The 25,695-nt window shown below is 66.1% G+C and carries 21 protein-coding genes; 9 read left to right on the top strand and 12 right to left on the bottom strand.

The window, feature by feature from the left end; all coding sequences use genetic code 11:
- Positions 1 to 7 precede the first annotated feature (7 nt).
- The 6 genes from DES52_RS09495 to DES52_RS09520 form a co-directional block, all read right to left on the bottom strand.
- Positions 8 to 577: a GrpB family protein gene (locus tag DES52_RS09495; protein WP_211317893.1), complete on the bottom strand. Its 570-nt coding sequence runs from the start codon at positions 575 to 577 to the stop codon at positions 8 to 10.
- A complete protein-coding gene (locus DES52_RS09500) occupies positions 574 to 1,239 on the bottom strand; it encodes an FAD-binding oxidoreductase (RefSeq protein WP_110886569.1) in 666 nt (221 codons plus the stop codon). Before DES52_RS09500 ends, DES52_RS09495 begins: the two co-directional genes overlap by 4 nt.
- Positions 1,236 to 2,588 carry an FAD-binding oxidoreductase gene (locus DES52_RS09505; protein ID WP_245900871.1) on the bottom strand — a complete coding sequence of 451 codons (1,353 nt, stop codon included), beginning with the start codon at positions 2,586 to 2,588 and terminating at the stop codon, positions 1,236 to 1,238. Before DES52_RS09505 ends, DES52_RS09500 begins: the two co-directional genes overlap by 4 nt.
- Positions 2,585 to 3,850 (bottom strand): glycolate oxidase subunit GlcF, encoded by a 1,266-nt coding sequence (glcF, locus tag DES52_RS09510; protein WP_110886570.1) that lies wholly within the window; start codon positions 3,848 to 3,850, stop codon positions 2,585 to 2,587. Before glcF ends, DES52_RS09505 begins: the two co-directional genes overlap by 4 nt.
- A gap of 99 nt (positions 3,851 to 3,949) precedes the next feature.
- The gene (locus DES52_RS09515; protein WP_110886571.1) at positions 3,950 to 5,896 is read right to left on the bottom strand and encodes an APC family permease; all 1,947 of its coding nucleotides are present in this window, start codon (positions 5,894 to 5,896) and stop codon (positions 3,950 to 3,952) included.
- 90 nt (positions 5,897 to 5,986) lie between these two features.
- Positions 5,987 to 6,634, bottom strand: coding sequence for a universal stress protein (locus DES52_RS09520; RefSeq protein ID WP_110886572.1), 648 nt, complete (start codon positions 6,632 to 6,634; stop codon positions 5,987 to 5,989).
- Positions 6,635 to 6,685: 51 nt separating this feature from the next.
- On the opposite strand from DES52_RS09520, the gene DES52_RS09525 reads away from it, so the two are divergent.
- Positions 6,686 to 7,093: a hypothetical protein gene (locus DES52_RS09525; RefSeq protein ID WP_110886573.1), complete on the top strand. Its 408-nt coding sequence runs from the start codon at positions 6,686 to 6,688 to the stop codon at positions 7,091 to 7,093.
- 1 nt (position 7,094) lies between these two features.
- Here the strand turns inward: DES52_RS09525 and DES52_RS09530 are convergent, their stop codons facing one another.
- Complete coding sequence (locus tag DES52_RS09530; protein ID WP_110886574.1) at positions 7,095 to 8,672, bottom strand: peptide chain release factor 3; 1,578 nt, start codon at positions 8,670 to 8,672, stop codon at positions 7,095 to 7,097.
- 120 nt (positions 8,673 to 8,792) lie between these two features.
- Between DES52_RS09530 and DES52_RS09535 the strand changes: the two genes are divergently transcribed.
- A complete protein-coding gene (locus tag DES52_RS09535) occupies positions 8,793 to 9,803 on the top strand; it encodes an alpha/beta hydrolase (protein ID WP_110886650.1) in 1,011 nt (336 codons plus the stop codon).
- A 17-nt stretch (positions 9,804 to 9,820) separates the two neighbouring features.
- Positions 9,821 to 10,804 carry a peptidase C39 family protein gene (locus tag DES52_RS09540; protein ID WP_110886575.1) on the top strand — a complete coding sequence of 328 codons (984 nt, stop codon included), beginning with the start codon at positions 9,821 to 9,823 and terminating at the stop codon, positions 10,802 to 10,804.
- Between the two features lie 235 nt (positions 10,805 to 11,039).
- Here DES52_RS09540 and DES52_RS09545 read toward each other — a convergent pair whose 3' ends face one another.
- The 4 genes from DES52_RS09545 to DES52_RS09560 form a co-directional block, all read right to left on the bottom strand.
- The gene (locus DES52_RS09545) at positions 11,040 to 11,585 is read right to left on the bottom strand and encodes a hypothetical protein (RefSeq protein WP_110886576.1); all 546 of its coding nucleotides are present in this window, start codon (positions 11,583 to 11,585) and stop codon (positions 11,040 to 11,042) included.
- 236 nt (positions 11,586 to 11,821) lie between these two features.
- Positions 11,822 to 14,518 (bottom strand): alanine--tRNA ligase, encoded by a 2,697-nt coding sequence (gene alaS / locus DES52_RS09550; RefSeq protein ID WP_110886577.1) that lies wholly within the window; start codon positions 14,516 to 14,518, stop codon positions 11,822 to 11,824.
- Positions 14,519 to 14,688: 170 nt separating this feature from the next.
- Positions 14,689 to 16,080 (bottom strand): YsnF/AvaK domain-containing protein, encoded by a 1,392-nt coding sequence (locus DES52_RS23650; protein ID WP_342767076.1) that lies wholly within the window; start codon positions 16,078 to 16,080, stop codon positions 14,689 to 14,691.
- Positions 16,081 to 16,236: 156 nt separating this feature from the next.
- Positions 16,237 to 16,497, bottom strand: coding sequence for a hypothetical protein (locus tag DES52_RS09560; RefSeq protein ID WP_110886578.1), 261 nt, complete (start codon positions 16,495 to 16,497; stop codon positions 16,237 to 16,239).
- A gap of 426 nt (positions 16,498 to 16,923) precedes the next feature.
- Between DES52_RS09560 and DES52_RS09565 the strand changes: the two genes are divergently transcribed.
- On the top strand, positions 16,924 to 18,612 hold the full coding sequence (locus DES52_RS09565; RefSeq protein WP_110886579.1) for a dynamin family protein: 1,689 nt from the start codon (positions 16,924 to 16,926) through the stop codon (positions 18,610 to 18,612).
- Between the two features lie 74 nt (positions 18,613 to 18,686).
- Here DES52_RS09565 and DES52_RS09570 read toward each other — a convergent pair whose 3' ends face one another.
- A complete protein-coding gene (locus DES52_RS09570; RefSeq protein WP_110886580.1) occupies positions 18,687 to 19,874 on the bottom strand; it encodes an NAD(P)/FAD-dependent oxidoreductase in 1,188 nt (395 codons plus the stop codon).
- A gap of 69 nt (positions 19,875 to 19,943) precedes the next feature.
- Between DES52_RS09570 and DES52_RS09575 the strand changes: the two genes are divergently transcribed.
- The 5 genes from DES52_RS09575 to DES52_RS09595 are packed head-to-tail and all read left to right on the top strand — an operon-like array spanning position 19,944 to position 25,691.
- Positions 19,944 to 21,122: a SpoIID/LytB domain-containing protein gene (locus DES52_RS09575; RefSeq protein WP_110886581.1), complete on the top strand. Its 1,179-nt coding sequence runs from the start codon at positions 19,944 to 19,946 to the stop codon at positions 21,120 to 21,122.
- 48 nt (positions 21,123 to 21,170) lie between these two features.
- Positions 21,171 to 23,903 (top strand): LPS-assembly protein LptD, encoded by a 2,733-nt coding sequence (locus DES52_RS09580; RefSeq protein WP_110886582.1) that lies wholly within the window; start codon positions 21,171 to 21,173, stop codon positions 23,901 to 23,903.
- Positions 23,900 to 24,910: a hypothetical protein gene (locus tag DES52_RS09585; RefSeq protein ID WP_110886583.1), complete on the top strand. Its 1,011-nt coding sequence runs from the start codon at positions 23,900 to 23,902 to the stop codon at positions 24,908 to 24,910. The genes DES52_RS09580 and DES52_RS09585 overlap by 4 nt, the downstream gene beginning before the upstream one ends.
- On the top strand, positions 24,907 to 25,329 hold the full coding sequence (locus DES52_RS09590) for a VOC family protein (RefSeq protein WP_245900873.1): 423 nt from the start codon (positions 24,907 to 24,909) through the stop codon (positions 25,327 to 25,329). The genes DES52_RS09585 and DES52_RS09590 overlap by 4 nt, the downstream gene beginning before the upstream one ends.
- Entirely contained in the window at positions 25,326 to 25,691 is a 366-nt protein-coding gene (locus tag DES52_RS09595; RefSeq protein WP_245900874.1) for a VanZ family protein, read from the top strand. The genes DES52_RS09590 and DES52_RS09595 overlap by 4 nt, the downstream gene beginning before the upstream one ends.
- The last annotated feature ends 4 nt before the right edge of the window (positions 25,692 to 25,695 follow it).

Genomic DNA, 25,695 nt, shown 5'->3' on the forward strand with positions numbered 1-25,695 from the left:
TACCCGATCAAGCGTCGGACTCCGGCTCTTTCCACCCCGTCGTCTCCGCCCACACGAAGGCGCCCGACATGAGCACGTCGAACACGGGGTCCTTGACGGCGTAGTAGGCGGCGACGTCGTCGGGAAACAGGCGCGCGAGTTGCCGTTTGACTTCGGCGTACGCGTCCCTCGCCATCGCCGAGAAGCGCAGGTAGTCGCGGCACAACAAGGCGTAGCGTTGGTTGTAGCGTCCTCGCTCGCGAACGTGCAAGTGGATTTTGCGGTCGTCACGGCTGTAGTAGCGCTTCTCGAGATCCCAAGGATCGATGGTCATGCCGGGCGGGCAGTGATCTTCGAAGACGCCGTCCCGAAAACGGTACCCGGCGTTCTCCAGCGCTTCGCGAATCGGCGCGTTCAAGTCGCCGACCGTGAGCTGCACGTCGATCACGTCCTTCGCGGCGAGTCCGGGAACGCTCGTCGAACCGATGTGGTGAACGGCGAGGGCGAAGTCGCCGACCGCTCCTCGAATCTCCGCGCCGATCTCCTGAAATTCTTGCGGCCAGCCGTCGCGGTACGGCTCGATGACGATGATCTTCACAGTGCTTCGGCGAGCCGTTCGAACAGCATCGGCACGCTCGGCCGTCCGTGACCGTTCGCCCACGCGAAGCGTCCGTCCTTCAGACTGCTCGGCCCGACGCCCATGCCATCGGGAAAACGCCGCGTGAAGTCGAGCGTCCCGACCTCCTCGCCGCCGAAGATTTCCACGAACCGCTCGACTTCACGCACCGCGCCGAAGTGCGCCGCGAACACCTCGCCGCCGTCTTGCCAAGCGAAGCGAGGCGTGATCGGCAACGCGGCGAGATCAGTGAGCGCGCCCGCCCGCTTCGCTTGCACGAACGCGCGACCGGGACGAAGGCGCAACGTCACGTCCACCACCTCGCCGAGCACGCCGAAACTGCCTACCAAGAGGCGCGTGAGGTCGTAGCCTTGCACGTTCTTCACGACGCGTCCGCCCGCCTTCACGATGCGTCCGCTTCGCGTGCGGAACGTCGCGCCGAGAACGTCCCCGGCGAAGAAGAACGTCTGCCCGAAGCCGCCCCGCGCGATCAGATCGCCGACGCCGCCTGGCAACTCGACGTTCGGAAAAGGCGGGAAGAGACCGGCGGGAAGGGCGGCGTACACGTCTTGAAGGCTCGTGCTCGCGCTCGCCGTGAGCACTTGATCGTCCGAGGACACGCGAACGCTCGCCGTGGTCGTCACGCGCTCACCTCGGGCAGCAATTTGTCGGGATTGAGCTGCCCTCTCGGATCCAGCGTTCGCTTCACACGCCACAAGACGTCCATCGTCACGGCGTCCACAGCGTCCGTCATGAAGTCGCGCTTCATCGAGCCGATGCCGTGCTCGCCCGACAAGACGCCGCCGTGCCGCACGGCGACGAGGGCGATTTCGTGCGCGAGGGCGTGCACCGCGTCCGACGACTCCTTCTTCGGGTCGTAAAGGATGTTCGGGTGAAGATTGCCATCCCCGATGTGTCCGAATTGCGCGACGACGAGGCCCGCCTCGCGTCCGAGCTCCTCGATTTCGCGCACCACCTCGGCGAGGGCGGACCTCGGCACGACGATGTCCTCGTTCATGCGGTGCGGCCGAATGCGGCCAAGGGAAGGGGAGATGGCGCGCCGTGCTCGCCACAAGTCCTCGGCTTCGGCGGCGTTCGCGGCGACACGCACCGTGCCGCCTTCCGCCTCGCACGCCGCGCGGGCGAGTTCGAGCTCCTCGGTCACCGTCTCCTCGTCGTCGCCGTCCGTGTCGATCAGCAAGGCCGCGCCCGCGTGCACCGGCAGGCCGATTCCGAGGTAGCCTTCCACCGCTCCGAGACACGCGCGGTCCATGAACTCCAACTTGGCGGGCACCGCCCCGCTCGCGATGGCGCGCGACACTGCCTGCGCGGCTTGGCCGACTTCGGCGAAGTGCGCCATCAAGGTTCGCGTGAACGCGGGCGGCGTGTCCAGCCGCAGCCGAGCGCCCGTGATGAGGCCGAGCGTTCCCTCCGAGCCGATCAACAATCCGGCGAGGTCGAAGGCGTCGCGAGCGGCGCGGTGCACCGCGCCGCTCGCGTCCACGAACTCGATTTCCTTGACGTAATCTCCGGTGACGCCCTTCTTGAAGCACATCGGGCCTCCCGCGTTCTCGGCGAGGTTCCCGCCGATGGTGCTCGTTCGCCACGACGCCGGATCGGGCGGGTACACGAGACCGAACGGCTTGGCGCGCTCCGAGACCGTCGCCGTGACGACGCCCGGCTGCGCCCACGCTTCTCGGCGCTCCGGGAAGAGGTCGAGCTTCGTCATGCGGGTGAACGCCACCACGACGCTTTCACGCGCGGGCGCCGCGCCTCCCGACAAGCCGCTCGCCGCGCCTCGCCCCACGATCGGCACGTTCGCGTCGCGGCACAGCTTCACGGTCGTGACGACGTCCGCCGTGTCCTCGGGCAACACGACCGCCATCGGCAACGCCCCGATTTGAATGGCGTCGTGACGATACGTCATCCGCTCGGCCTTTCCGGTGAGCACTTTGCGCGCGCCCAGGGCGCTTCGCAGGCGCTCGGCGATCACGACAACTCTCCTCGGTACGCGAGGTCGAGAACTTCGAGGGTGTGCATCACGCGCATCGGTGAGCCGAGTCGGCGCAAGTGCGTCTCGATCTGCGTGTGACAGCCGATGTTGCCGCTCGCCAAGATCGCCGCGTTCGTCGAGAGCACGTTGCGGGCCTTGCGTTCCCCGAGGCGTCCCGCCAACTCGGGCTGCTCGATGTTGTACGTGCCCGCGCTGCCGCAGCACAAGTCGCCTTCGGGAACCTCCACGAGGTCGAGGCCCGGCACGGCCTTCAAAATCGAGCGTGGCTGGGCCTTCACCTTCTGGGCGTGCGCGAGATGGCACGCGTCGTGGTACGCGACCCGTACGGGCTTGGCAAGCGGCAACATCGGCTCCAAGCCGAGCTCGGCGAGGAACACGCTGACGTCTTTCACGCGCGAAGCGAACGAGATGGCCTGTTCCTCTTCGCGCTCGCCTTTGAAAAGCAGCGGGTACTCTTTGAGGCCCGATCCGCAGCCCGCCGCGTTCGTGACGACGGCGTCCACGTCCGTCGGGAAGGCGGCGAGGTTCGTGCGGCCCATCGAAAGGGCTTGTCCTCGCGCGCCCGTGTGCAGCGCCGCCGCGCCGCAGCATCCCTGCCCCTCGGGAATCACGACGTCCACGCCGTTGCGCGCGAGGACGCGCAGCGTCGCCGCGTTGAAGTTCGGGGCGAGCACCTGCTGGGCGCATCCTGCCAGGAACGCCACGCGCGCGCGCCGCTTGCCTTGCGCGGGCACGAAGGTTGGCATGTCGAATTTCGCCGGGACGCGGCCGGGCAGCAAGTCGAGGGGAGCTTGCAGCGCCCGCGGCAAGACGCTCTTGAAAGGCTTGGCGACTTGCCCGAGGTAAGCGCCCGCGCGAAAGAGCTTCGGCGACGGCAAGGCCGTGAGCAGACCCGCCCTCACCGCGCGTTGCAGCGCGGGCCGTTCACGCTTTTGTTCCGTCGTCGCGCGAAACGTCGTGAGAAGTTCGCCGTAGGGCACGCCGCTCGGGCAGGCAGTCACGCATCCTTGGCAACCGAGGCAGCGATCGATGAACGGGGCGGCGTCGGCGAGGGGCAACTCGCCTTCGAGGACCTCCTTCATCAAGAAGATGCGGCCCCGCGGCGAGTCCATCTCCTCGCCGAGCAGGGCGTACGTCGGGCAGGCGGGCAGGCAGAAGCCGCAGTGCACGCACGCGTCCACCGCGTGCGCCATGATCTCCCCGGCAGGTCCGAGGTCGGCGACGGGAATGTCGTGGTTCAAGAAGCCTCCATGCGGCCTTCATGCTACCGCCCGGCTTCCGAAACGCGGACGACCTCGGCACCTTTCGGAGCGAGGTCGTCTGGGCAAGCTCTCGGCGCGCTATCCGCCCACGTGCACGACGGGGCGGCGCTCCTCTCGCGTTTCGGCTTGACGCAGGATCTCGTGCGTGAGGGGCGCGATGTCGCCTTCGCCGAACACGAGGAAGCGAACGGCCGCCGACACGGGGCTTTGCTCGATCCACTGAAAGTAGATGTGCGGCACCGTGCCGTAATGGTCGCGCACCCACAGCATGAACGCGGCGATGGCGTTTGGCACGGCGCTCGACTCCACGCGCAAGATCTTGTACGGTCCGACTTCCACGCCGCGCACTTCCAGCACGTCGGCGAATTCGCTCGGGTCGGCGACTTGGACTTCCAAGAAGATCACCGGGTCGCTCGACGGCAAGTGCGTCTCGATGCGCACCTCGTGCTCCTTCTCGGTGTACTCGGCGACGTCGCCCGCGTCGAGTTGATTGGCGATGAAGCGGATGGTGCCGCGCGAGGCCGCCTCGGCGAGCAACGCGCGCGCCTTCTCGTCGACGTCCACGCGCTCGGCGCGAAGCTCCGTCGAGCGGCGCACGCGCGACAGGATCGACACGAAGATCACGGTCGCGATGAACAGCAAACCGATGCGAAGGCCGCTGAGATCCTCGAGGAACGTCACGATGAGCGTGTACGCGAAGATCGCGGAGACGAGACCGAACCACAACGTCGGACCACGGCGACGAGACCGCAACGCCGAGAGGGTCACGGCGATGGACGCGCTCCCCATCAAGACGAGCACCCCGGTCGCGTACGCGGCCGCCTGGGCCGTGACGTCCGCGCGAAACAAGATCGTCTCGAAAAAGCAGATGCCGGTGTAGATCAGCACGAGGGGCCGCGTGACGCGCGCCCACTCGGGCGCCATGCCGTAGCGCGGCAAGTAACGCGGCACGATGTTCAAGAGGCCCGCCATCGCCGAGGCGCCCGCGAACCACAAGATCATGATCGTGGAGATGTCGTACACCGTGCCGAAGCCGTCGCCGAGCAGATCGTGCGCGAGGAACGCGAGGGCGCGACCGTTCGCCTCGCCGCCCGGTTGAAAGGCCGCCGCCGGAATCAACAGGGTCGTCACGAGCGACGACCCGATCAGGAGGACGCTCATGATGAGGGCGGCCGTCGTGAGGAGCAGCTTCGTGTTGCGAATACGGCCGACGGGACGCTCGCTCGTGTCTCCCTTGTCGCCTTGCACGAGCGGCATCACGACGACGCCCGTCTCGAAGCCCGAGAGACCCAGCGCGAGGCGCGGAAAGACGAGCAGGGCCGCGCCGATCATCGAGAGCGGTGACGCGTACTTCGCCGTCAGGAGGCTCTGCCAATTCGAGAACACGGCCGGGTGCGTCAGGACTTCGCGCAGGCCCACGAAGAGCACGACGACGTTGAGCAGCAGATACAACGCCACGATTCCCACGGCGATGCCGACGGCCTCCTTGAATCCTTTGAGGAAGACCCCTCCGAGCAGCGCGATCAACAACAAGGTGATCGGAACGTTGAAGCCCTCCAAGTACGCGCTGAGGAAAGGGTTTTCGATGACGTGTGCCGTCGCGTCCGCCGCCGAGAGCGTGATGGTGATGATGAAGCCCGTTGCCACGAATCCGAGCAGGATCAGCACGAGGCCTTTGCTTTGCCAGCGTTTGAGCAGCTTTTCCAGCATGGAGATGGAGCCGTCGCCGTGCGGACTGGCTTCCGCTACGCGGCGATACATCGGCAAGGCGCCGAAGAGGGTCACGAGCACCAGCACGAGCGTCGCGAAGGGACTGAGCGCTCCGGCGGCGAGCGCGGCGATGCCAGGTTGGTAGCCGAGGGTGGAGAAGTAGTCGACGCCCGTGAGGCACATGACCTTCCACCACGGCTGGGTGTGATGTCGCGCCTCCTGCTCCTTCTCGTACGGCCCTTCGACTTCCTGCGTCTCTTGGCCGAGCATCCAGCGCTTGACGCGCGTCATCAGCGGTGAAGTTCTCGTCGTCATAAGTTCCTAACCGCTTAGCTTACGCTCGATTGCTTCGCGCCGCGTGACGCCCCTCGAAAGGCGCGCTTGAACGACGTGGGCGAGCGGCGATCACGGGCACAACAGCACAGGCCCGCGCGCGCCGTTCAAAACGGCGTCCACCGTGTGCCCGAGCTTGAAGCCCAGCAGCGAACCGTCGCCGTAACTGCCCATGACGAGCAATCGTTCGGGCCGCGTGTGTGCCGCGAGCACCCGCGCCGAATCGCCGGATTCCAAGAACACGTCGCGAGTCCGCACCTGTCGCGCGAGCAGTTCCTCTCGGGCCAGCTGGACGTCTCCCTCGTCGACTTCGTCCTCGTCGTCTTCGCGCACCACCAAGACGTCCACCGGCAAGTCGTGCGCGAGCGCGAGGTGCGCGGCGACTTCCGCCGCGTGGTAGGCCTTGCGCTGCCCGTGGAACGCGAGCGTGAGCGCGCTCGGCACCGAGCTTTCTCCAGCGCAGACCCACACCGGGACGGTCGTGCGGCGCAGCAGCGTTTCCAACGGCGACTCTCCCATGACGTGCGCGTGCCGAACGTGACCTTCGCCGTTCACGCACACCGCGTCGCCCGGATGGACGTGGCTCAACAACTCGTGCGCGTGCCTCACGGGAACTTCCCTCACGTCGAGCTTCCACGCGTGGGCGACGGCCGCCGCCGTTCGGTGCGCCCGTTGGCTCGAGGCGTCGTGCGTGACCGCGAGCACGAGACGGTGAATCATGTCTCGGCCAGCCTACCCCTTGAAGCGGTCGCGCGGGCATAATGCACATCCATGAAGCGCTTCACTTCGCTCTACGCCGCCTTCCTGCTCGCTTCGACCGCTTGCGCGGTCACCGCACAGGACTTCGCCAAGAGCTTTCCTTGGCGGCTCGCCCCCGGAAACTCCAACACCGTTCGCTACTGCACCGCGCTCGCCTCGTACTACGGAGGCCGCGTCTACGCTTACCAAGTGGATTGGCCCGCGTATCTCGTCCAGCAGAACATCGATGCCGTCTGGACGATCCTCAAGGTGCCCGGCAACGCCAGCCAGAACGAGTACGGATTCGGCGAGTGGACGCAGATCGGCTCGAACTTCTGGCAGCAGACGAGACCGAAAGCCGCCGCGGGCAACGCCCTGACGGTGCATCTCGATGCCAACGAGCGCTACACCACGGGAATTTGCCTGCGCGGCGGAGATTGACTTACACGACCGTGAGGTTTTTGGGAAGCGGCAGGAACTCGATGCCAGGATGGTTCCTCTGCGTGTACTCCAAGTCGTACTTGGAACGGAAGAGCATCACGGGACGGCCTTCGTCGTCCTCGACGTTTCTCGCGAAGCGCGCGACCTCCGACGTGTCCCCGGCGAGCCAACGAACGAGTTGATAACTCGTGACGTTGAGCTCGACGTCCACGTTGTACTCTTCCCTGAGGCGATGCTGGAACACCTCGAACTGCAACGGCCCGACCGCGCCGAGCAACGGGTCGCGGGCGCCGTCCGTCGGGTAGAACACTTGCACGACGCCTTCCTCGGCGAGTTGCTCCAAGCCCTTGTGAAAGGCCTTGCGCTTCGTGACGTCGCGCATCGTGACGTTCGCGAACGTTTCGGGCGTGAAGCGCGGAAAGGACGCGAGCTGCACTTTCGGGCTGAAGCTCACGACGTCGCCGATGCGGAACACGCCGGGATTCACCAAGCCGACGATGTCGCCCGGAAAAGCCTCCTCGACGCTTTCGCGGTCTTGGGCGAACAGCGTGTGCGCGCGGCTCAGGCGCATCTTTCGGCCCGTGCGGGTGTGCGTCACTTCCATGCCGCGCTCGAACTTGCCGCTCGCGACGCGCATGAAGGCCGTGCGGTCGCGGTGATGCTTGCTCATGTTCGCCTGAAGCTTGAAGATGAACCCCGTGAACTCGGTGTCTGGCGGCAAGGCGCCGCTCGTCGTCTCCAGCGGGCCCGGTGACGGCGCGAGGTGCACGAACTTCGACAGGAAGTGCTCCACGCCGAAGTTCGTGATGGCCGACCCGAAGAAGACGGGCGTGAGCTCGCCGCGCAGAAACTCGTCTTGATCGAACTCGGGCAAGGCGCCTTCGATGAGGTCGACGTCCTCTTGCAGTTTCGCGTGCAACTCCGGTCCGATGAGCTCGGCGAGCGCGGGATCACCGACGCTCGTGACGTTCACGGGCGCCCGCGTCTTGCCGCGCGCCACGCGCTCGAACACCAGCACCTGCTTCGCTTGCAGATCGTACACGCCCTTGAAGTCGGGCCCGTCCCCGATCGGCCACGTCAGCGGAACCGCGCGAATCGCGAGGGTCTTCTCGACTTGCTCCAGCAACTCGAACGGATCTTGCGCCGGGCGGTCCATCTTGTTCACGAACGTCAAGATCGGAATGCCACGGTTGCGGCACACCGCGAACAACTTCTCGGTCTGCGCCTGCACGCCCCGCGCCGCGTCGAGCACCATGAGGGCCGAGTCGGCGGCGGTGAGCGTTCGGTACGTGTCCTCCGAGAAGTCTTGGTGCCCGGGCGTGTCGAGCAGGTTGACGTGATGGCCTTGGTACTCGAACGTCAGGGCGCTCGAACTGATGGAGATGCCGCGCTGCTGCTCCATGCTCATCCAGTCCGAGCGGGTCGAGGACGAGCCTTCACGGGCGGTGACGCTGCCCGCCTCGTGAATGGCGCCTCCGTACAACAACAGTTTTTCGGTGATGGTCGTCTTGCCTGCGTCCGGGTGACTGATGATCGCGAAGGTGCGACGACGCTGAATTTCGTGCAGAAGTTGATCCATGGCCCTTCCCCAGAAAAAACACCCGCCTCTCGGCGAGTGCGAACTGTCGAGTAGTGTATCAGGTTCCGTGAACGGCCGCTCGAACGAAACGCACGATTCGCGGCGCCTACAATGCCCTTCATGGCTGTTCGCGTTTCTGGCCGCACCGCGATCTTCACTCCACCTCCGGGAGCCGTCGGGCTTCTCGGAGACTTCACCGATTGGCAGAAGAACCCCGCCCTTCCCGTGACGGGCGGCGATATTTCCCTGGAGTTGCCGCGCGACTCGTTCACGGAGTACGCGTGGCTCGGCGAGGACGGCAAGCCCTTCGCCGATCCCGACAATTCCGTGAGGACCTTGAATCCGTGGTGGCCGTATCCGCGCGGCGTCGAAGTCGGGACGTACGCACGACATGCTCTGTGGGAAGGTGAAGCGCCGCACCAACAAGGACACGCGCACCGCCTCGCGTGGGAAGGACGTGTCTTTCCCGGCACGCGCCGCGCTTACGTGTACACGCCGCCCTTCTACGATTCCGCGCGCCTCTATCCCGTGTACTACGTGCAAGACGGCGTGGCGTTCTTGCGAACGGGCAAGCTCGGCGAGCTCATGGACAAGGCGCTCGCGCGAACCCTCGTTCAACCTGCCGTGCTCGTCTTCCTGGAGCCTGGCGACCGCAGCGAGGAGTATTACCTCAACGACGCCTACCTCGACTTCCTCACGGACGAAGTCTTGCCGAGAATCGAAGGCGAGTACAGCGTGTCGCGCGAAGCGAGCGGACGCGGCCTTTGGGGCGCGTCGCTCGGCGGTCTCATCAGTTTGTACCTCGGCGCCGCCCGCCCCGACCTCTTCTCGCGGGTCGTGGCGCACTCGGGAGCGTTCATCGCTCGTCCGGACGAGCGTGGACGAACGAATACCACGACGGCGGGCGAGTGGCTGCGTGAACGCTTGGAAGCCGCGCCGCCCCGGCACCTGCGCGTCAGCCTCGACACGGGCACCCTGGAGTGGCTTCTCGCTCCGAATCGCCGTATGGCCGCCGCCCTCGCCGACCTCGACATTCCGCATCAGTACCGTGAGTATCAAAGCGGGCACAATTGGGTGACGTGGCGGCAAGCGGCGGCGGAAGCGTTGCTGTACATGCTGAGCAAAGCTTGAGCTTGTAGACTCGCGTCATGCGCCGTGCCCTGCTGTCCTTCGCCCTGCTCTCAGGAGGTTTTGCCTTGACTCACGCCTTGTCCGCTCCCGTCCTGACTCGTCACGTCCTCGACTTGGGAACGGGTCGCTTCGAATCGAACGTCGTGGAGGTCGCGCTGTTCACGGAACTCGTCCCGTCGTGGAACGCGGCGGCGCCCAACGGTTCGAGCGTCACGGTGGAGGTGCGCGCTCGCGTCGGAGCGCGTTGGACGAAGTACTTCTCGTTCGGTCGCTGGAGCGAAGGAGACGGCCGAGCGTCCGTGAACGGACAGCAGGACGCCGATGGAGACGTGCTGACGGACACGCTGCGCCTCTCGGGCGCTGCCAACGCGTTTCAGTACCGTGTGACCACGAACGGGCAAGCCAGCGTTCGCCTCGTGACGTTCACGACGACGAACGGGCGCACCGAACCGAGCGGCACGTCGAACCGAGCGGCGTGGGGCAAGGTCTTGGACGTTCCGCCGCGAACGCAACTCGCCTTCCAAGGAGGCGACGTCTGGTGCTCGCCGACGTCCGTCAGCATGGTCTTGGCGTACTGGGGTAAAAACGTCACCGTTCCCGAGGCGGCGCGCGGCGTCTTCGATCCGGCGTGGTCGAACGGCGGAACGGGCAATTGGGCGTTCAACGCGGCGTACGCGGGCTCGTTGGGCTTCACGGCGTACGCGACGCGCTTCTCGAGTCTCGCGGACGTCGAGCGGCTCGTCTTGGCGGGCGTGCCTTCCGTCTTGAGCGTCGCGTGGAAGGCGGGCGAGCTTCCGAGCGCGTTCCTGCCGTCCACGAGCGGGCACGTGCTCGTCGTGGTGGGCTTCGAGCAGGACGGTGACGTTGTCGTGAACGATCCGTACGCGAACTCCGACGCCGAGGTGCGCCGCACGTATCCTCGCGCGACCTTCGAGCGCTTGTGGTTGCGGGCGTCCAACGGCACGGCGTACGTTATCGTCCCGCTCGGCAAACCCCTCTGAGTCGTGTTCAGCGAACAGGAGGCGCAGTTCACCATGCTGCCCTCCTGTCTCGAGCGTCTCGTGCGCTCCGGAACGTCCCTGCCGACCAAACCCGAGGTCTCGGCTCCGCCCTTCGAGCCTAGCTCCGTGTCAAGAGAACAACGTCACAATAAGCTAAATGTTTTCCCTGTTTTCTTAACCTAGTTGTAAGACGTGGAAAAGCGGCCCTTGAGGGGCCGCTTTTCCACGAATCGCGTTACTTGCTCTTGCTGTTGCCTTTGCCGCCACCCTTGCCGTTGTTTCCGCTGCCGCCCTTTTCCTGCTCGGACTCGGAAGGCTCGGACGGGGTCGGCTGAGGTTGCGGCGCCGGTTGCGCGCGATCCTCGCTCGACGGAGCCGCGCGGTTGATGGCGGCGGGCGCTCCGATCGTTTGAATCTTGCCGTTGGGGCCGGTGACCGTCACGCGCAGTTGACCAGGCTGGTCGAGACGGCTCGCGAGGACGTAAGTAGCCGTGGTCGGCTCGGCGCCTTCTTGACCGGGCGTCGTGACACGCACGCTCTTCACGGTGTCGAGCTTGGCGTCTTGCGCGACGCTGAGCGTTCCATCCGCGTTGAGGGTCGCGACGACGGCGTCCGAAGAGTCGAGGAATTCGACGGTCGCGCCGCCCTGCACGAGCGAGACGAACGCGCTGAGGTTCGCGCGCTGTTGAGGCGTGACCGCCGAGGGCGGCGTGGGCGTGGGCGTGACTTCTGCCGAGGCGGCGCCGAGCAGAAGCAAAGCCGTGAAGATAATCGGTTTCATGATGAGTCCTCCTTGAAATTGAGTTGCTTCGCACTATGCCCCGAACATCATGGAATCGCCGTGAAGAAGCTCATCGCGTCAGGTAGCTGACTCACGATGATATCCGCGCCGCGCTTCCTCGTTCAAATTTCAGTGTCTCGTCAACTCGAAAGAGTGTCATAGAAATTTCGGCATGAGTCAACGAAAGGAGGTGCTCCCTCCATAGGCAAGCACCTCCTTTCGTTAGATTCGTCCGCTCAACTCAAGGCGTTTTCGAGCGCGCCCAAGGCCGCGTCGGCGTCTTGCACGCCCGCTTGCGCCATGTCAGGACGTCCACCGCCCTTGCCTCCACCGGCCGCCGCGAGCTTGCCGATGAGCTGCCCCGCATGCGCGCCGCGCGACACGGCCGTCTTGCTCGCCTTCACGACGAGGCCCTTGTCCCCGGCGATCACGGCGAGATCGGCGCCGCTCTTGTCGAGCAGGTCGTCCGCCGCGCTGCGAAGCTCGTTGCCTTCCACGCCGCTGAGCCGCAAGGACGCTACCTTGAAACCGCCGAGGTCGCGCACGCTGCTCGACGCGCCGCCGCCCATCTGCGCCTGCGCGAGTTGACGCTTGAGGGCCGCGATCTGACCGCCGAGGTCCTTGATCTGCCCTTGCAAGCCCGAGACGCGCTCGCCCAAGCCCGCCACGCCCGTATTCAAGGTCGCCGCGACACGAGAAACGTTCTCGAGGGTGTCGCGCACGTACTTCGTCGCCGCCTCGCCGCACAGCGCCTCGACGCGCCGCACGCCCGCCGCGACGTTCTCGTCGGACACGATCACGAACGCGCCAATTTCGCCCGTACGCGTGACGTGGGCTCCGCCGCACAGCTCCTTGCTCGTCACGAGGCCGTCCTCGAAGCCCACGCCGCCCTCGACCGACACGACGCGCACGACGTCGCCGTACTTCTCGCCGAAGAGGGCAGTCGCGCCGCTCGTCCGCGCCTCGTCGATGTTCATGTAGGCGTAGCGCACCGGGAAGTCCGCGACGATCCAGGCGTTGACGAGTCGCTCGACCTCGCGAATCTCTTGAGGCGAGAGGGCGGCGCCATGCGTGAAGTCGAAGCGCAAGCGCTCGGGCGCCACGAGGCTGCCCGCTTGACGCACGCCCGACCCCAGCACGGCGCGCAACGCGGCGTGCAGCAGGTGCGTCGCCGTGTGATGCCGCTCCGTCGCCTGACGCTCGGGCGCCACGACGGCGCGCACGCTCGCCTCGACCGTCAGCTCGCCTTCCTCCACGAGCACGTCATGCAGATGCAGCCCGCTCGGCGTCTTTTTCGTGTCACGCACGAATCCCCGCCCCCCGCTCCATTCGATCCAACCGCGGTCGCCGACTTCGCCTCCGCCCTCCGCGTAGAAGGGCGTCGTGTCCAGCACGACCTGCGCTTCACTGCCCGCCGAGAGGCGCGACAACGCCTCGGCGCCCTGCACGATCGCCAGCACTCGACCTTCGACCGACAGCTCTTCGTACCCCACGAACTTCGTCGGGCCGTTCGCGGCCAGCACTTCGTCCAGCACCTCGGACACCGCGCCGAACAGCTCGCTCTTGCCGTACTTGCTGCCCGCGCGCGCGCGCTCCTGCGCCGCCTCCAAGGACTTGTCGAAGCCCGCCTCGTCGATCGTCACGCCGAACTCCTCGGCGATTTCACGCGTCAGGTCGAGCGGAAAGCCGTAGGTGTCGTAGAGGGTGAAGGCGTCCTCGCCGCTCAAGACACCGCCTCGCTCGATCTTGCCGAGCAGCGTGTCGAGCCGCGCCGTTCCACTCTCCAACGTCGCCAGGAAGCGCGTCTCCTCGGCCTTGATCGCCGCCTCCACCGCCGCTTGATGCGTCTTGATCTCCGGGAAGGCGCTTCCCATCGTCTCCGCGACGAGCGCGACGAGTCGGTACAGAACCGGCTCGCGAAGCCCGAGCAGGTACGCGTGACGCGACGCGCGGCGCAGCACCTTGCGCACCGTGTAGCCGCGCCCCGTGTTGCTGAGGGTGATGCCGTCGGCGACGCTCATGCTCACCATGCGGACGTGGTCGGCGATGACGCGGTGTGACACGGACGTCGCGCCCTCGTACGCCCTTCCGGAGAGCTCCACGACCTTGTCGATCAAGAGCTTGAAGACGTCGATGCCGTAGAAATCCGGAACGTCTTGCAAAATCGCCGCGACACGGTGAAGGCCCATCCCGGTGTCGATGTTCTTGAACGGCAAGTCGGCCAGCACGGGCGTGCCGTCCGGCGCCAAATCACGGCGATCGTACTGCGGAAACACGAGGTTCCAGATTTCCAGGAAGCGGTTCGATTCGCGCGTGTCGGCGTACTCGGCCCACGTGTCGCTTCCGAAGGCAGGCCCACGGTCGTAGTAGATTTCCGAGCACGGCCCGCACGGCCCGTTCGGCCCTTTGAGGGGCGCGTCGGCAGGCCAGAAGTTCTCGTCGGCGTCGAAGCGCAGCACGTGATCTTCGGGCAGCCCGACTTCCTTCGTCCAGATGCCGAAGGCCTCGTCGTCGTCCTTGTACACCGTCACGTACAGCTTGGACGAATCGAGGGCCAGCCACTCCGAACTCGTCAGCAGCTCCCAAGCCCACGTGATCGCCTCGCGCTTGAAGTAATCGCCGAAGCTGAAGTTGCCGAGCATCTCGAACAGCGAGTTGTGACGATTCGTGCGCCCGACGTTTTCGATGTCGTCGATGCGAACGCACTTCTGGGTGGTCGTGATCCGCTTGTGCTCGCCTTCGTGCCCTGGAAAACGCGCCGCCGCCCCCAGGAATTGGGGCTTGAACGGCTGCATCCCGGCCACCGTAAAGAGGGTCGTCGTGTCCGGCGAGATGATGCTGTGAGAGGGCAAACGGAAGTGCCCCTTGGACTCGAAGAACGCGAGGTACTTCTCGCGAATCTCCGCCGTGGAAAGCGTGCGCGTAGCCGTCATTGGGGGATTATACCCCGCTCCGATTTCACCTCGCCAAAAGGCGTGGTCCGCCGACCACGTGGCTTCTGCTCGACCCAGACTCGCCGACGCGGTGCACGACTGTGCCGGCGGAGAGCCCGTGGAAATGCGAAAGAGGGACGGTCGGAGACCGTCCCTCTCGAAAGCGAAGATCAGCGGTTGTGGTCGCGGTCGATCTTGCCATCGAGGCGGTCGACGCCCTCGTCGATCGTGTCGCCCGCCCTTTGCAGCAAGTTACGGTCGTCGCGCCCGGTCGTCGTGCCCGACAAGCCGCCCGTGTTCGTCACGCCCGTCGTGCCGGTCGTTCCCAGCGTGCCGGTCGTGCCCGTCAAGCCGGTCGTTCCCATCTCGACGTCGCCCGTGCGGTTCACGTCGAGCACTTCACGCCCGACGGTCTCGGTGAACGTTTGCGTTTGGCTGACTTCGCGCTTGCCGATCTCGACTTCCTCGGTGACGTAGGCTTCCTTGCGCACTTGGGCGCGTTCGGCTTCGAGGTCGACGCGAATCGTTTGGCTGTCCGAACCCAGGGGGACGGTGCCTTCGATCGGGGTGGGATTCGTGACGGCGTGACGCTCGACGACGATTTCCGTGTGCGTGAGGGGCACCGACACCTGCTGCTGATGCGTCTCGACGTGCTTGCCGATTTCGACGCTGCCGATGCGCTCGCGGAACTTCTCGACGAACAAACGCTCTTCGAGGAGTTGCAGGCGCTGCGTCTCGTCCAAGTCGGCGCGGCCGAGTTGCGTGTCGAGGTCCGTCAGGCGCGAGTTCGCTTGGTCTTGCGTGTAGCCGGAGTAGCGCGTCTCGTAGTTGCCTCGGCGGTCGGTGGGAATGGAGCCGAGGTCGCCGTCGGCGTACGTGCCGCTCGAAATGCTCGTGCCCGACGACAGCGACGAGGAACCCGACAGCGTGGAGTCACGCGACATGCCGCCGAGCGTGCCCGAGGTCGCGCCCAGACCCGTGCCGGTCGCCATCGTGCCCGAAGTCAAGCTGTCGTTGGAGAGCGTCACGTTCGAATTGTCGAAATCGCCGCCGTGGGTGGAGCCACCGTGGCGAAGCAAGGCGTCGCGGATGGCTTGGTCATTCCCCGTTCCGCTCGTATCGACGGCCACGAGGACGGCGCCGTTCTCGACGCGCTCACCGTAGTAGCCGGCTTCCTTTTCCGTGTAACCCGCTTGCGCCAGCGTTCCCGCGAGCGATCCAGCCGCGCCGCCCACGACCGCGCCCGCGACGGCGCCGCCGAGGCCCGCGCCGAGTCCGGACAACAGCGTGCCCGCCGTGATGAACGGGCCGATGCCGGGAATGGCGGCGGCGGCGAGGCCGAACAGCGCTCCGACGCCCGCGCCCGCGAGCAGACCCTTGCCCGCGCCGTTGGCCTCGTCGTGCGGTCGATCGCTCGTGCCGCTCGCCACGGTGCCCGTCGAGCCGTCTCGGGCAAGGATGGAGATGCGGTCGTCACGAACGCCCATACGGCGCAATTCGGCGACGGCACTTTCGGCTTCTTGGTGACCTGAGAAAACGGCGGTAATTCGGTTCGAGTTCATGCGTTCCTCCTCGGTCTGAGTTGACCTCCCCGAGTTGTACAGAACGCGGGATCAAGAAGCGCCCTGATTTGAGTGAAGTCGCGTTGAGTCAGCAAAATGGGCCGTCGGGCAATCGACAGGAAAAATCACGGTCGGCCGCCCCGACGCTCGCGTTTCTCACGTGCTGATGCTGTCGATCTGCACGCCGTAACGCAAGATGATGGTCTTGAGACGCTGCGTCGCCGCGAAGGCGCGCTCACGGTCTTGCGGCTCGAACGCGATGGTAATGCGTCCGTCGTCGCCCGGCACGGGCGGTCGGGCTTGAATTTGCAGGGGTTTGGAGAAGGTCGTGTCACGCGTGACGTCGTGTAGGACCTTCATGAACGTCAACTCGTCCACGCCTTCGAGCGTGAAGGAGATGCCTTGTCGAGGCGTCATGACTCAGCGTAACGACCGCGAAAGGTGCGGGGCATGAAGTCTTTCTCAAGCGGATGAGGGGGTGGGGATTCTTCGCGAACGGACGGTCGCTCGCCACGGTAGGGTGAACGCAGCATGAAGCCCTGCCCTTCCTGCTGCCCGATCTTTCACCGTCGCTTCCTTCCACGACCGTTTCGTTGGTCTTCGAAGGATTCGACGGAAGATGTGTCCGATCGTCAAAGTCCCGGCTTAGGGCGTCGTCAGTCATTTCCAACGTCAGCTGGCTTCAGAGGGGCCGCCAACCGCGAAGTTCGCCGGGCTCGGATCTTCGCTGAGCGGCGGTACGCCCTTTCGCGCGCAAGGCGAGCATCGATTCACGAGCGCTCGCCCGCGCCTTAACCCTCGCTGTTTCTCATCAACGGGGAAAGCGACGTATGCTGACCTTACATGCTCGTCTCGAACACCGTGTCGGACCTTCTTGCCCGTGAGCGGGTGCTGCTCGCCGACGTCCTCGCGTTCTTGGAGTCGCAAGGATCGCCGCCCGAGACGATGGAGCACGCCCGAAGTGCCATCGCGAACCTCGACGAGGTTTTTTTGCTCGTGGTGGTGGGCGAGTTCAACGCGGGCAAATCGAGCTTCCTCAACGCGTTGCTCGGTCAGGACGTGCTTCCCGAGGGCGTGACGCCCACGACCGACCGCATCTACGTGCTGACGCATGGAGAGCGCGGCGAACCTCAGGCGACGGCCGATCCGTTCGTGGTGCGCTTGAAAGTGCCCTTGGAGAACTTGCAGAACATCGCTCTCGTGGACACGCCGGGCACCAACGCCATCATTCGGCAGCACCAAACGCTCACCGAGGGGTTTTTGCCAAGGGCGGACCTCGTGCTGTTCCTGACGAGCGCGGACCGTCCGTTCACCGAGTCGGAGCGGCAGTTCCTGACGCTGGCGCAGCGCTGGGGACGCTCGGTGATCCTGATCGTGAACAAGGCGGACTTGTTGGAGGCGGACGTGCAGCGCGAGCAAGTCCGCATCTTCGTGCAGCAAGGCGCGCGTGGCGTGCTGGGTCTCGCGCCGCCCGTGTACCTCGTGAGCGCTCGGCGCGAGCAGCGCGGCGGAGACGAAGGCTTCGCGCGGCTGCGGGCCGATTTGGAGGCCCGTCTCAGCGATGCCGAGCGGGCGCGCCTGAAGCTGCAAAGCCCCTTGAGCGTCGTGCGTGAGTTGCTCGCGGGCGAGGAGCGCCGAGCGAACGCGGCGCGCGAGACGCTGCGGCAAGACGCGGAAACTCTGCGAGACCTCGAGGCGCAGCGCGAACGGCACCGCGACACGATGCTGGGCGAGCTGGACGGGCAGCTCAACCGCCTGAACCGCTTGCTGAGCGAATTCGAGAATCGCGCGGACAAGTTCATCGACGAGCACCTGCGTCTCTCCAAGGTGAGGTCGCTGTTGAACTCGCGGCAACTGGAGGACAAGTTCCGCGAGGAAGCCGTGCGCGACCTACCAGAGGCGATCGAGCGGCAATTCGAGTCGATGATCGACCGGTTCGTGGAGGCCAACTTGCACTTCTGGGAAGACGTGCAGGCGTTCTTGGTGCGCCGCGCGCCGCAGCGGGACGTGGCGAGGACGCGCTTCTCGTACGACCGGACGTCGCTGATCGAAGGCATCGCGGGAAGCGCGCAGCAGCACTTGCAGGACGTGACAAGCGAGCAACTCGCCAAGCAACTCTCGCAGGACGCCGAGGACGCGATGAAAGGCGTGATCGGCTTCGGAGCGGGCGGGTTGACGCTCGGGGCCCTCACCGTCGCGATCGTCGGGGGAACCTTGGCGGATTTGACGGGTGTCCTCGCGGGACTCACGCTCACCGGGCTGGGCTTGTTCGTGTTGCCCGCCAAGCGTTTGCAGGCCTTGCGGCAGTTGCGCGTGAAAGTCGGGCAGTTGCGTGTGGCGCTCGAAGAAATCGTGCGGCGCGAGTACGAACACGAGCAGGCGCGGGCCGATACGCGTCTGGGTGACGCGGTGAAGCCGTACACCCGCTTCACGGAACTCGAGACGAAGAGACTCCAAGACGCCTCGAATCGCTCGGCGGAATTGCGCGCCCGCCTCGAAGCCCTCGGCAGCGAAGTCGACGCGCTGAAGTGATGCCGGCAACGAAAAAAGCGCCCTTTCGGACGCTGATAAATCCATCATACCGAGCTATTCGATGAGAAAGGTGTTTATGCACGGTCTTCCCACGGTCGCCCGCGCGCGCCCGACAAGGTCGCCGCGAAGTCCAAGGCGACGCTGAGCCCGACGCGGTCCGCTTCCGGACCGCCGAGCAGCAGGGACACGTTCTTCGACACGCGCTCCCACACGGGCCAACCGCCGATCGGCCGAGCTTCCCACGCGCCGGGAACGTCGAGCGCCGCCTTGCCGAGGTCGAGCTTGTCGCTTTCGAAGGCCGGCACGTCCGGCAAAGCGACGAGCAGGTCGTCGATGACTTCGCGGCGAACGCCGACGGGCACACCCACGAGGCGACCGCCCACCGGTTCGTAGCCGGCGGGATCCGCGCCTCGAACGGGCGGCAGGACGCGCAGTCCTCCCTCGCCGGGGCGCAATGTGAAGCCGCTTCTACGCAGCACCGGGAAGTCGCTCGGCGCGGTAAGTTCCAATCTCGGAAACTGCACGTACGCTCGCCCGTGGGTCGTCACGACTCCGAGGTCGTGCTCCAGCAAGGCGGGCCCCTCGCTGCCGACCGCCACGACGACGTGCGAGGCGGTGACGTTGTGCGTCTCGGCGACGACGATCTGCATCGTGGAGGTGATGTCGAGGCGTCGCACCTCCACCCCTGCGTTCGTGAGACGCGCCTCGGTGTTGAGCAGCAAGTCCGCGCCGAGCCGCACCGCGCCGTACCCGTACGACAAGGCGAGGGTCGTGGCGCTTCCATACCCGCCGGTGTCGTCGAAGACGGCGCCTCCGATTCGCTCGAAGTCCAGCAAGGTCGTCGCGAGGATTCGGTGCTCTTGCGGCAGGCGCGCCAGGAACCGCGCGGCGTCCTCGCCGTGCTCGGACAGGGCTGCCACGCCGACCTCGTGGAAAGGTGGATCGTGGGGGCGGCGCACGCCCGTCTCGCTGGCCGGATCACGCCATACGCCGCGCGTCCAACGCGCCCTCGCTTTCCAGGCGGAGGGCAAGTCGAGGGCGGTCCAGACGCCGCGGGCGACGCCTGTCAGGCCTCCTTCGCTCGGAATGCCGCCCCTCTCCACGATCAACACGCGCGCGTCGGGTTGGAAGGTCCGAAGGTAGAAGGCGGCGGCGAGTCCCATGCGTCCGCCGCCGAGCACGACGACGTCGTACGCGCGCTCTTCGAACGGTTGACCGACGTGTGCGAACACGCGTCCCGAGCTCGGAGCAGGGCTCGTCATGGGGACTCCGTGAGCAGTGCGTGGTTTTTCCCCCACGAAGCGCTCACTTCGGTGTTACACTGGCCGCACATGCGTGCCCTTGCCTTGCTCCTCGCGCTCACCGGCGCCGCCGACGCCGTGAACGTTCGAGTGCTCGTCGCCTCGGCGCCGACCGTGCGCGTTCGCGTTCCCATCGACACCTCCTCAGCCTACCAGGGGACGTCGCCGAGTACCCCCACGTTCGCCGAGTGGATCGTCGGCGTGAAAGGCAACCGCCTCACGCTCTCGGGTCAAGACAGCGGCTCGGACAGCTTGTACCTGCCGCCCGCCACGAACTCCGTCGTCATGATCGGCAACGCCGATTACCGTGGCGGCGTGCAACTGCGCGCCGCGAACGGCAAGGTGGAGGCCGTCAACGTCTTGCCCATCGACGACTACCTGCGCGGCGTCGTTCCGTCGGAGATGCCGTCTTCCTGGCCGCTCGAAGCCCTCAAGGCCCAAGCGGTCGTCGCGCGCACGTACGCCATCTCGCGCCTGTCGCCGCGCGCCGCGTACGATTTGTGCGCGACCGAGCAGTGCCAAGTGTACGGCGGTCTCGCCAAGGAGACGCCGTCGGCGAGCGCCGCCGTCGATGCGACGCGCGGGCAAGTCGTTTCCTTCGGCAACACGGTCGCGCGCACGTACTTCTCCAGCGACTCGGGCGGTTTCACGGCGAGCGCTTCGGAAGTGTGGGGCATGGACCTTCCGTACCTCGTTGCGCAACCCGATCCGGCCTCACGAGGCCCAAAGAGCGCGTGGACGCTCTCCTTGCCGCTCTCGAACGTCGCGAACATCGCCGGGCGCTACGGCGTGCGGGCGGGCGCCTTGTCGAGCGTCGCCATCACGAAGGCGAGCGTGTCGGGCCGCCCCACCGAGATCACCTTCACGGGCGCGAACGGCACGGCGCGGCTCACGGGCGCGGAAGCGGGCGGGTTCGTGCGGGCGCTCGGAGCGTTCTCCACGCGCGTCGTCTTCGGCGGCACCGATCCGTTGATCGTGTCGGGCGCGGGCAACGGGCACGGCGTCGGGCTCTCGCAGTACGGAGCCCAAGGCCTCGCGAACCTCAACTGGAACCACCTGCAAATTCTGGGCTTCTACTTCCCGGGCGCCGCGATGAGCGCCTTGCAGGAAGCGGCGGGGCAAGTCGCGCCGTCGCTCGGCGAGGCGGCGACGTTGCCGCGTCCATCTCCCGACACGCTGGCCGCCCTCGTCGGCCAGCCCGCCGATTGAGCGCGCTCCTTGTGGCATTCCTCACGCTTTCCCGATAGTCTGCGAGGCATGCGCCGCTCGCTGGCCTTTTCCCTGCTCGCGCTTCTCGGGAGCGCCTTGCTGCCCGCCCTCGCGCGCACCGTCGAGATCGTGTCCGCCGACCGCCTCGAGGTGCGGCGCGACGACGGCCAGGAAATCGTCGTTATCAGCGGCGAGAACGTGCAACTCAAGATCGACCGTGAAAGCATCACGGCGACCCGCGTGGAATTCAACCGGACCAAGCGCACGTTGACGCTCGTCGGGCGCGGCACGTACCGCTCCTTCGTCCAAGACGCCTCGGGCCGCGAAAGCGAACAGGTGCTGAGCGGCGAGAACCTTGTCGTGGACCTTGCCACGCAAGACCTCGCGGGCGAGGACGTCATCGTGTCCACGGCGAACCTCGAGATTCGGGGCGAGGACGTCGAGCGCGTGCCCGGCCAACTCTCCGTGCGCGACGGGTACTTCACGCCGTGCGCGAAGTGCGGTCGGACGCCCAACGATTACGGGGTGCGCGCTCAGCAAGTGTTTTTGTATCCCGGTGACCGCATCGTGGCTTACGGCGCGACCCTGCTGCTCGCCGACGCGCCCGTCGCGTACCTCCCGGCGCTCGTGCTGTTCCTCAACGATCCCGACCGCCAACCGCGCATCAGCTTCGGACAGTCGGACGTGGACGGCTTCACCGCTCGCCTCGACTTGCCCTTTGTGATCGGCACGACCGCGCAAGGCTTCACGTTGCTGCGCTACTACGGCAACCGCACGCCGCGCTTCGGGCTCGGCGTGGACATGACCGCGTACGATTTGCCGCTTGGCTTGCAACGCCTCGATCTCTACGCGCTCGCCAATCCCAAGCCCACGGCGGACAGCGAGGACGGGTACGACATCGACTTCCGCGTGCGCGGACGCGGCCTGCTCGACGCGGACTTCACGAAGAGCGGGGTGTCGTACACCTTCGAGGCGACGCGCTCGGACAGCTTGACGCTCTCGAACGCCACGGTTCCGGCCGACGGCATCGCGAACGTGGACGTCACGGCGAAAGCCGAAGTCGGCGACTTCGACTTCTCCGTCCGCTACCTCGACCGTTTCGGCCCCGAGCCGACGGGCGCGGCCTTGCCGACCGTGCTGCGCCGTCCCGAACTCGACATCCAGTACGACGGGTACAAAGCGGGCGACTTCAGCGCGGACTTCGGTGTGACCGTCGGCAACTACCGAGGCGCCGTCCGCGAAGGTTCTCAGCTCGCGCGCCAAGGCATCTTCAACGTGTCGGCCGGCCGCTTGGCCGAAACGCACACCTTGTCCTTCTCCGCCAAACCCTGGGACGGGACGCAACTCAATCTCTCGAACTCGTACTCGGGTCAGTTCTACTCGACGGGCCAGCGCGTCGTCAGCTACACCGTCGGCGCCGGCCTCACGCAGTCGTTCGGGACGAACTACAGCGCCTCGCTCAACTACGTGTACACGCGCGACGAGGGCGTCGGGCCATTCTCGACGAGCATCTTTCCCTCGTACCCCGTGCGCCGCCTCTCGAGCGTGCTCACCGCGTCGGTCAACGGTCGTCCGACGTCCAACCTCAGCTTCGGCGTGAGCCAAGCGTACGATTTCTTCAAGGAGCGCGACAGCCAGACGCCGACGAGGTTCACCGTGAATCTCACGCCGACGCCCGGCTTTCCCGTCTCGCTGAACGGCACCTTGGAGTACGACGCGTTCGAGCAAAGCGTTCAAAGGTGGACGCTCAACAGCACCATCGGCGGAACGGGCGTGACGAACCGTGGCTTCTCGGTGTCCTTCGACACGGGGTACGACATCCGAGGCGGCTTCTCGCCGCTCAACACGACCCTCGCCTACGTGGCCGACACGGGTGACACGGCGAGCTTCAGGGCGACGTATGACCTCAATGACCACGAACTCGACACCATCCAGACGAAGCTGAAGGCGACGTCGACGTACGACGCCATCCTCAATCCCGTCTCGCTGGACGTGGACCTCACCTTCGGCGTGTCCAATCCGCAGTACACGGGCACGCAAAGCGTGACTTGGCGCGACGTGACCTTCTCGTCGCAGCAAAACTTCCTGCTGCCCGACGCGAAGGTCGAACCGGGTCAGGACAACGCGAACGGCAAGTGCCCGCCGAACGCCTCGTCATCGCTCGAAGGATGCGGCACGCTCACCTTCCGCGTTGCCGGCCCGAGCGGGGCGCTCAACTCCTGGAACGCCACCTTCGGCGGTTCGTACGACCTGCTGCGCGGCGGATGGACGAATCCGACGCTCGCGGGCCAATTGCAAGTCACGAACGGCAGCAATCGCTTCGTCGCGCAAGCGACCGTGAACGTGCCCGGACTCGAGTCGCAGTACCTGGAACTCGCCAACGCGGGCTTGTCGGGGCAACTCGACATCACCCCTCGCGTCGGCATCGGGGGCGACGTGCGATACGTTCGTACGCGCGTCGGTGAAGCCGTGACGGAAACGCTGACGCTCAATCCTCTCAACCTCACCTTCGGCCTCGGGCGCAACGAACGCCCTGACGCGTACCTCACGTTCGGGCTGCAGCAGACCCTCACGTTCGGGGCGAACTTGCCGCGCACGCCCTTGCAACCCATCGTGAAGCTCACGGTGGACCGCTGCTGCTGGGCCTTCCAATTCGAGCTCAATCCCGTGCAACGCCTCGCGCGCTTCTCGCTCTCGCTGCCCGCCGGCGGCGGCCAAAGCATCGAATTCACGCCCGAAGGTCCGCGCCTGCCCGGCCTGCTTTCAGGAGGCACTCCGTGAAACGCATTCTCGCCTTGATGACGCTGCCTTTGCTGCTTGCCGCCTGCACGGGCACCGTGGAGGAACTGCCCTCCATTCGCCTCGTGATCGCCGACGGAGCGCGCACCCTGCGCTCGGTGAACTCGCAAAGCCCGAGCACGTCTCCCGTCACGGTCACGACCACGAGCGACGTCGTCGGCCTCACGAGCGCGCAAAGCGGCACGCGCGTCGCCGTGGCCTTTCCGGACCGCGTGGAATTGCGAGACGCGAACTTGGTCGTCGCGAGCACCATCGCCGCGCCGAGCGGCTTCACGCCCTGCTTCTCGGGCCTGCGAGGCGACGAGAACGGCTCACGCCTCGCCCTGCTGTCGTCGTGTACGAACAACACGCAGCAAAACGTGCTGCTGTACAGCCCGAACGGTGATTTGATCTTCAACCAGCAGTTGCCCCTCCCGAGCTACGATCCCTCGACGATTCGATTCGACGTATCCGCCGACGCCGTGTTCCTCGCGCGCCCGACCATCAGCGGCGGCGGTGAAGTCTTGCGCGTCACGGCGACTGGCACGACGACGTTGCTCACGACGCCCTCGCCCATCGAGGATCTCGTGGTGCGAGGCGCCACCGTGTTCGTGTCCACGAGCGGAAGCGTCACGCCGATCAATGCTGCCGCGAGTCCGCCCGCGCTCGGCACGCCACTTCTCACCTTGGACGCCGAACGCCTCTTCTCGAACGGAAACTTGCTCGTCGCGTTCGACGCGGACACTTCCAACGGCACGGTCAGCGTCACGAACGACGGCGCCGTCACCGCTCGCGTGCCGTTCACGCCCGCGCTTCAAGACGCCACCGTCGCGCCCGACAGCTACCTGTACCTGCTGCAACGCACGGGCCTCGCCCGGGTGGACGTCGTGCGGCTCGTCGAGTCGCCGACACGCAACTACCTCGGCGTCAACGTGACGGACGGCCGCTTCCTCGCGTGGATCGTGTCGGACGCGGCCACCGCGTCGGCAAGCCGTACAATCGAACCGTGAATTTCGGGAATTTGCACCTTGATCACGTCGCGATCGCGACGTCGGACCTCGACGTCGGCGCCGCGCCGTACGTCGTCCTCGGCCTCACGCCCGAAGGTCCGGACGAGGAGGTCGAGACGCAAGGCGTACGCGTGCGCGCCTTTCACGTCGGCGCGTCCCTCGTCGAACTCCTCATGCCGACGCGCCTCGACAGCCCGATCGCCACGTACCTCGAAAAGCGAGGCCCGGGCTTGCACCACGTCGCCTTTCGCGTGCCGAACCTCGAAGGTGAACTCGCGCGTCTCAAGGCGCAGGGCGCGGTGCTTCTCAACGAGACGCCTCGCCCGGGCCGCGCGGGGACCCGCGTCGCCTTTCTACATCCGAGGTGGGGCGGCGGCACGCTCATCGAACTCGTCGAGCATCCCGGAGCGGCCTCTTGAAAGGCGTTTGGTGGGCGCTGGCCCTGCTGTGGATGGGCGGTATCTTCTATTTCTCGTCGCAAACGGGTGACACCATCGGCCTCAAGCCGCCGCTCGACAAAGTCGCTCACTTCGCCGTGTACACCGTGCTGAGCTTTTTGTTGACGCGAGCGACGGGCTCGTGGCGCGTCGGACTCGTCTTGACGGCCTTCTACGGAGCCTTCGACGAGGTGCATCAAGCGTTCGTGCCGGGCCGCGAGGCGGGCCTCGCCGACTGGTGGTTCGATTTGCTCGGCGGGTTCGTCGGAGCGAGGCTCGGCGTGTGGAGGCGGCGCTCGAAGGAGAGCGTTCCGCCTCAAGTGGAACTCAGCTTCGAAGGTTGACGGA

The sequence above is a fragment of the Deinococcus yavapaiensis KR-236 genome (assembly GCF_003217515.1).
Taxonomy (GTDB): domain Bacteria; phylum Deinococcota; class Deinococci; order Deinococcales; family Deinococcaceae; genus Deinococcus_A; species Deinococcus_A yavapaiensis.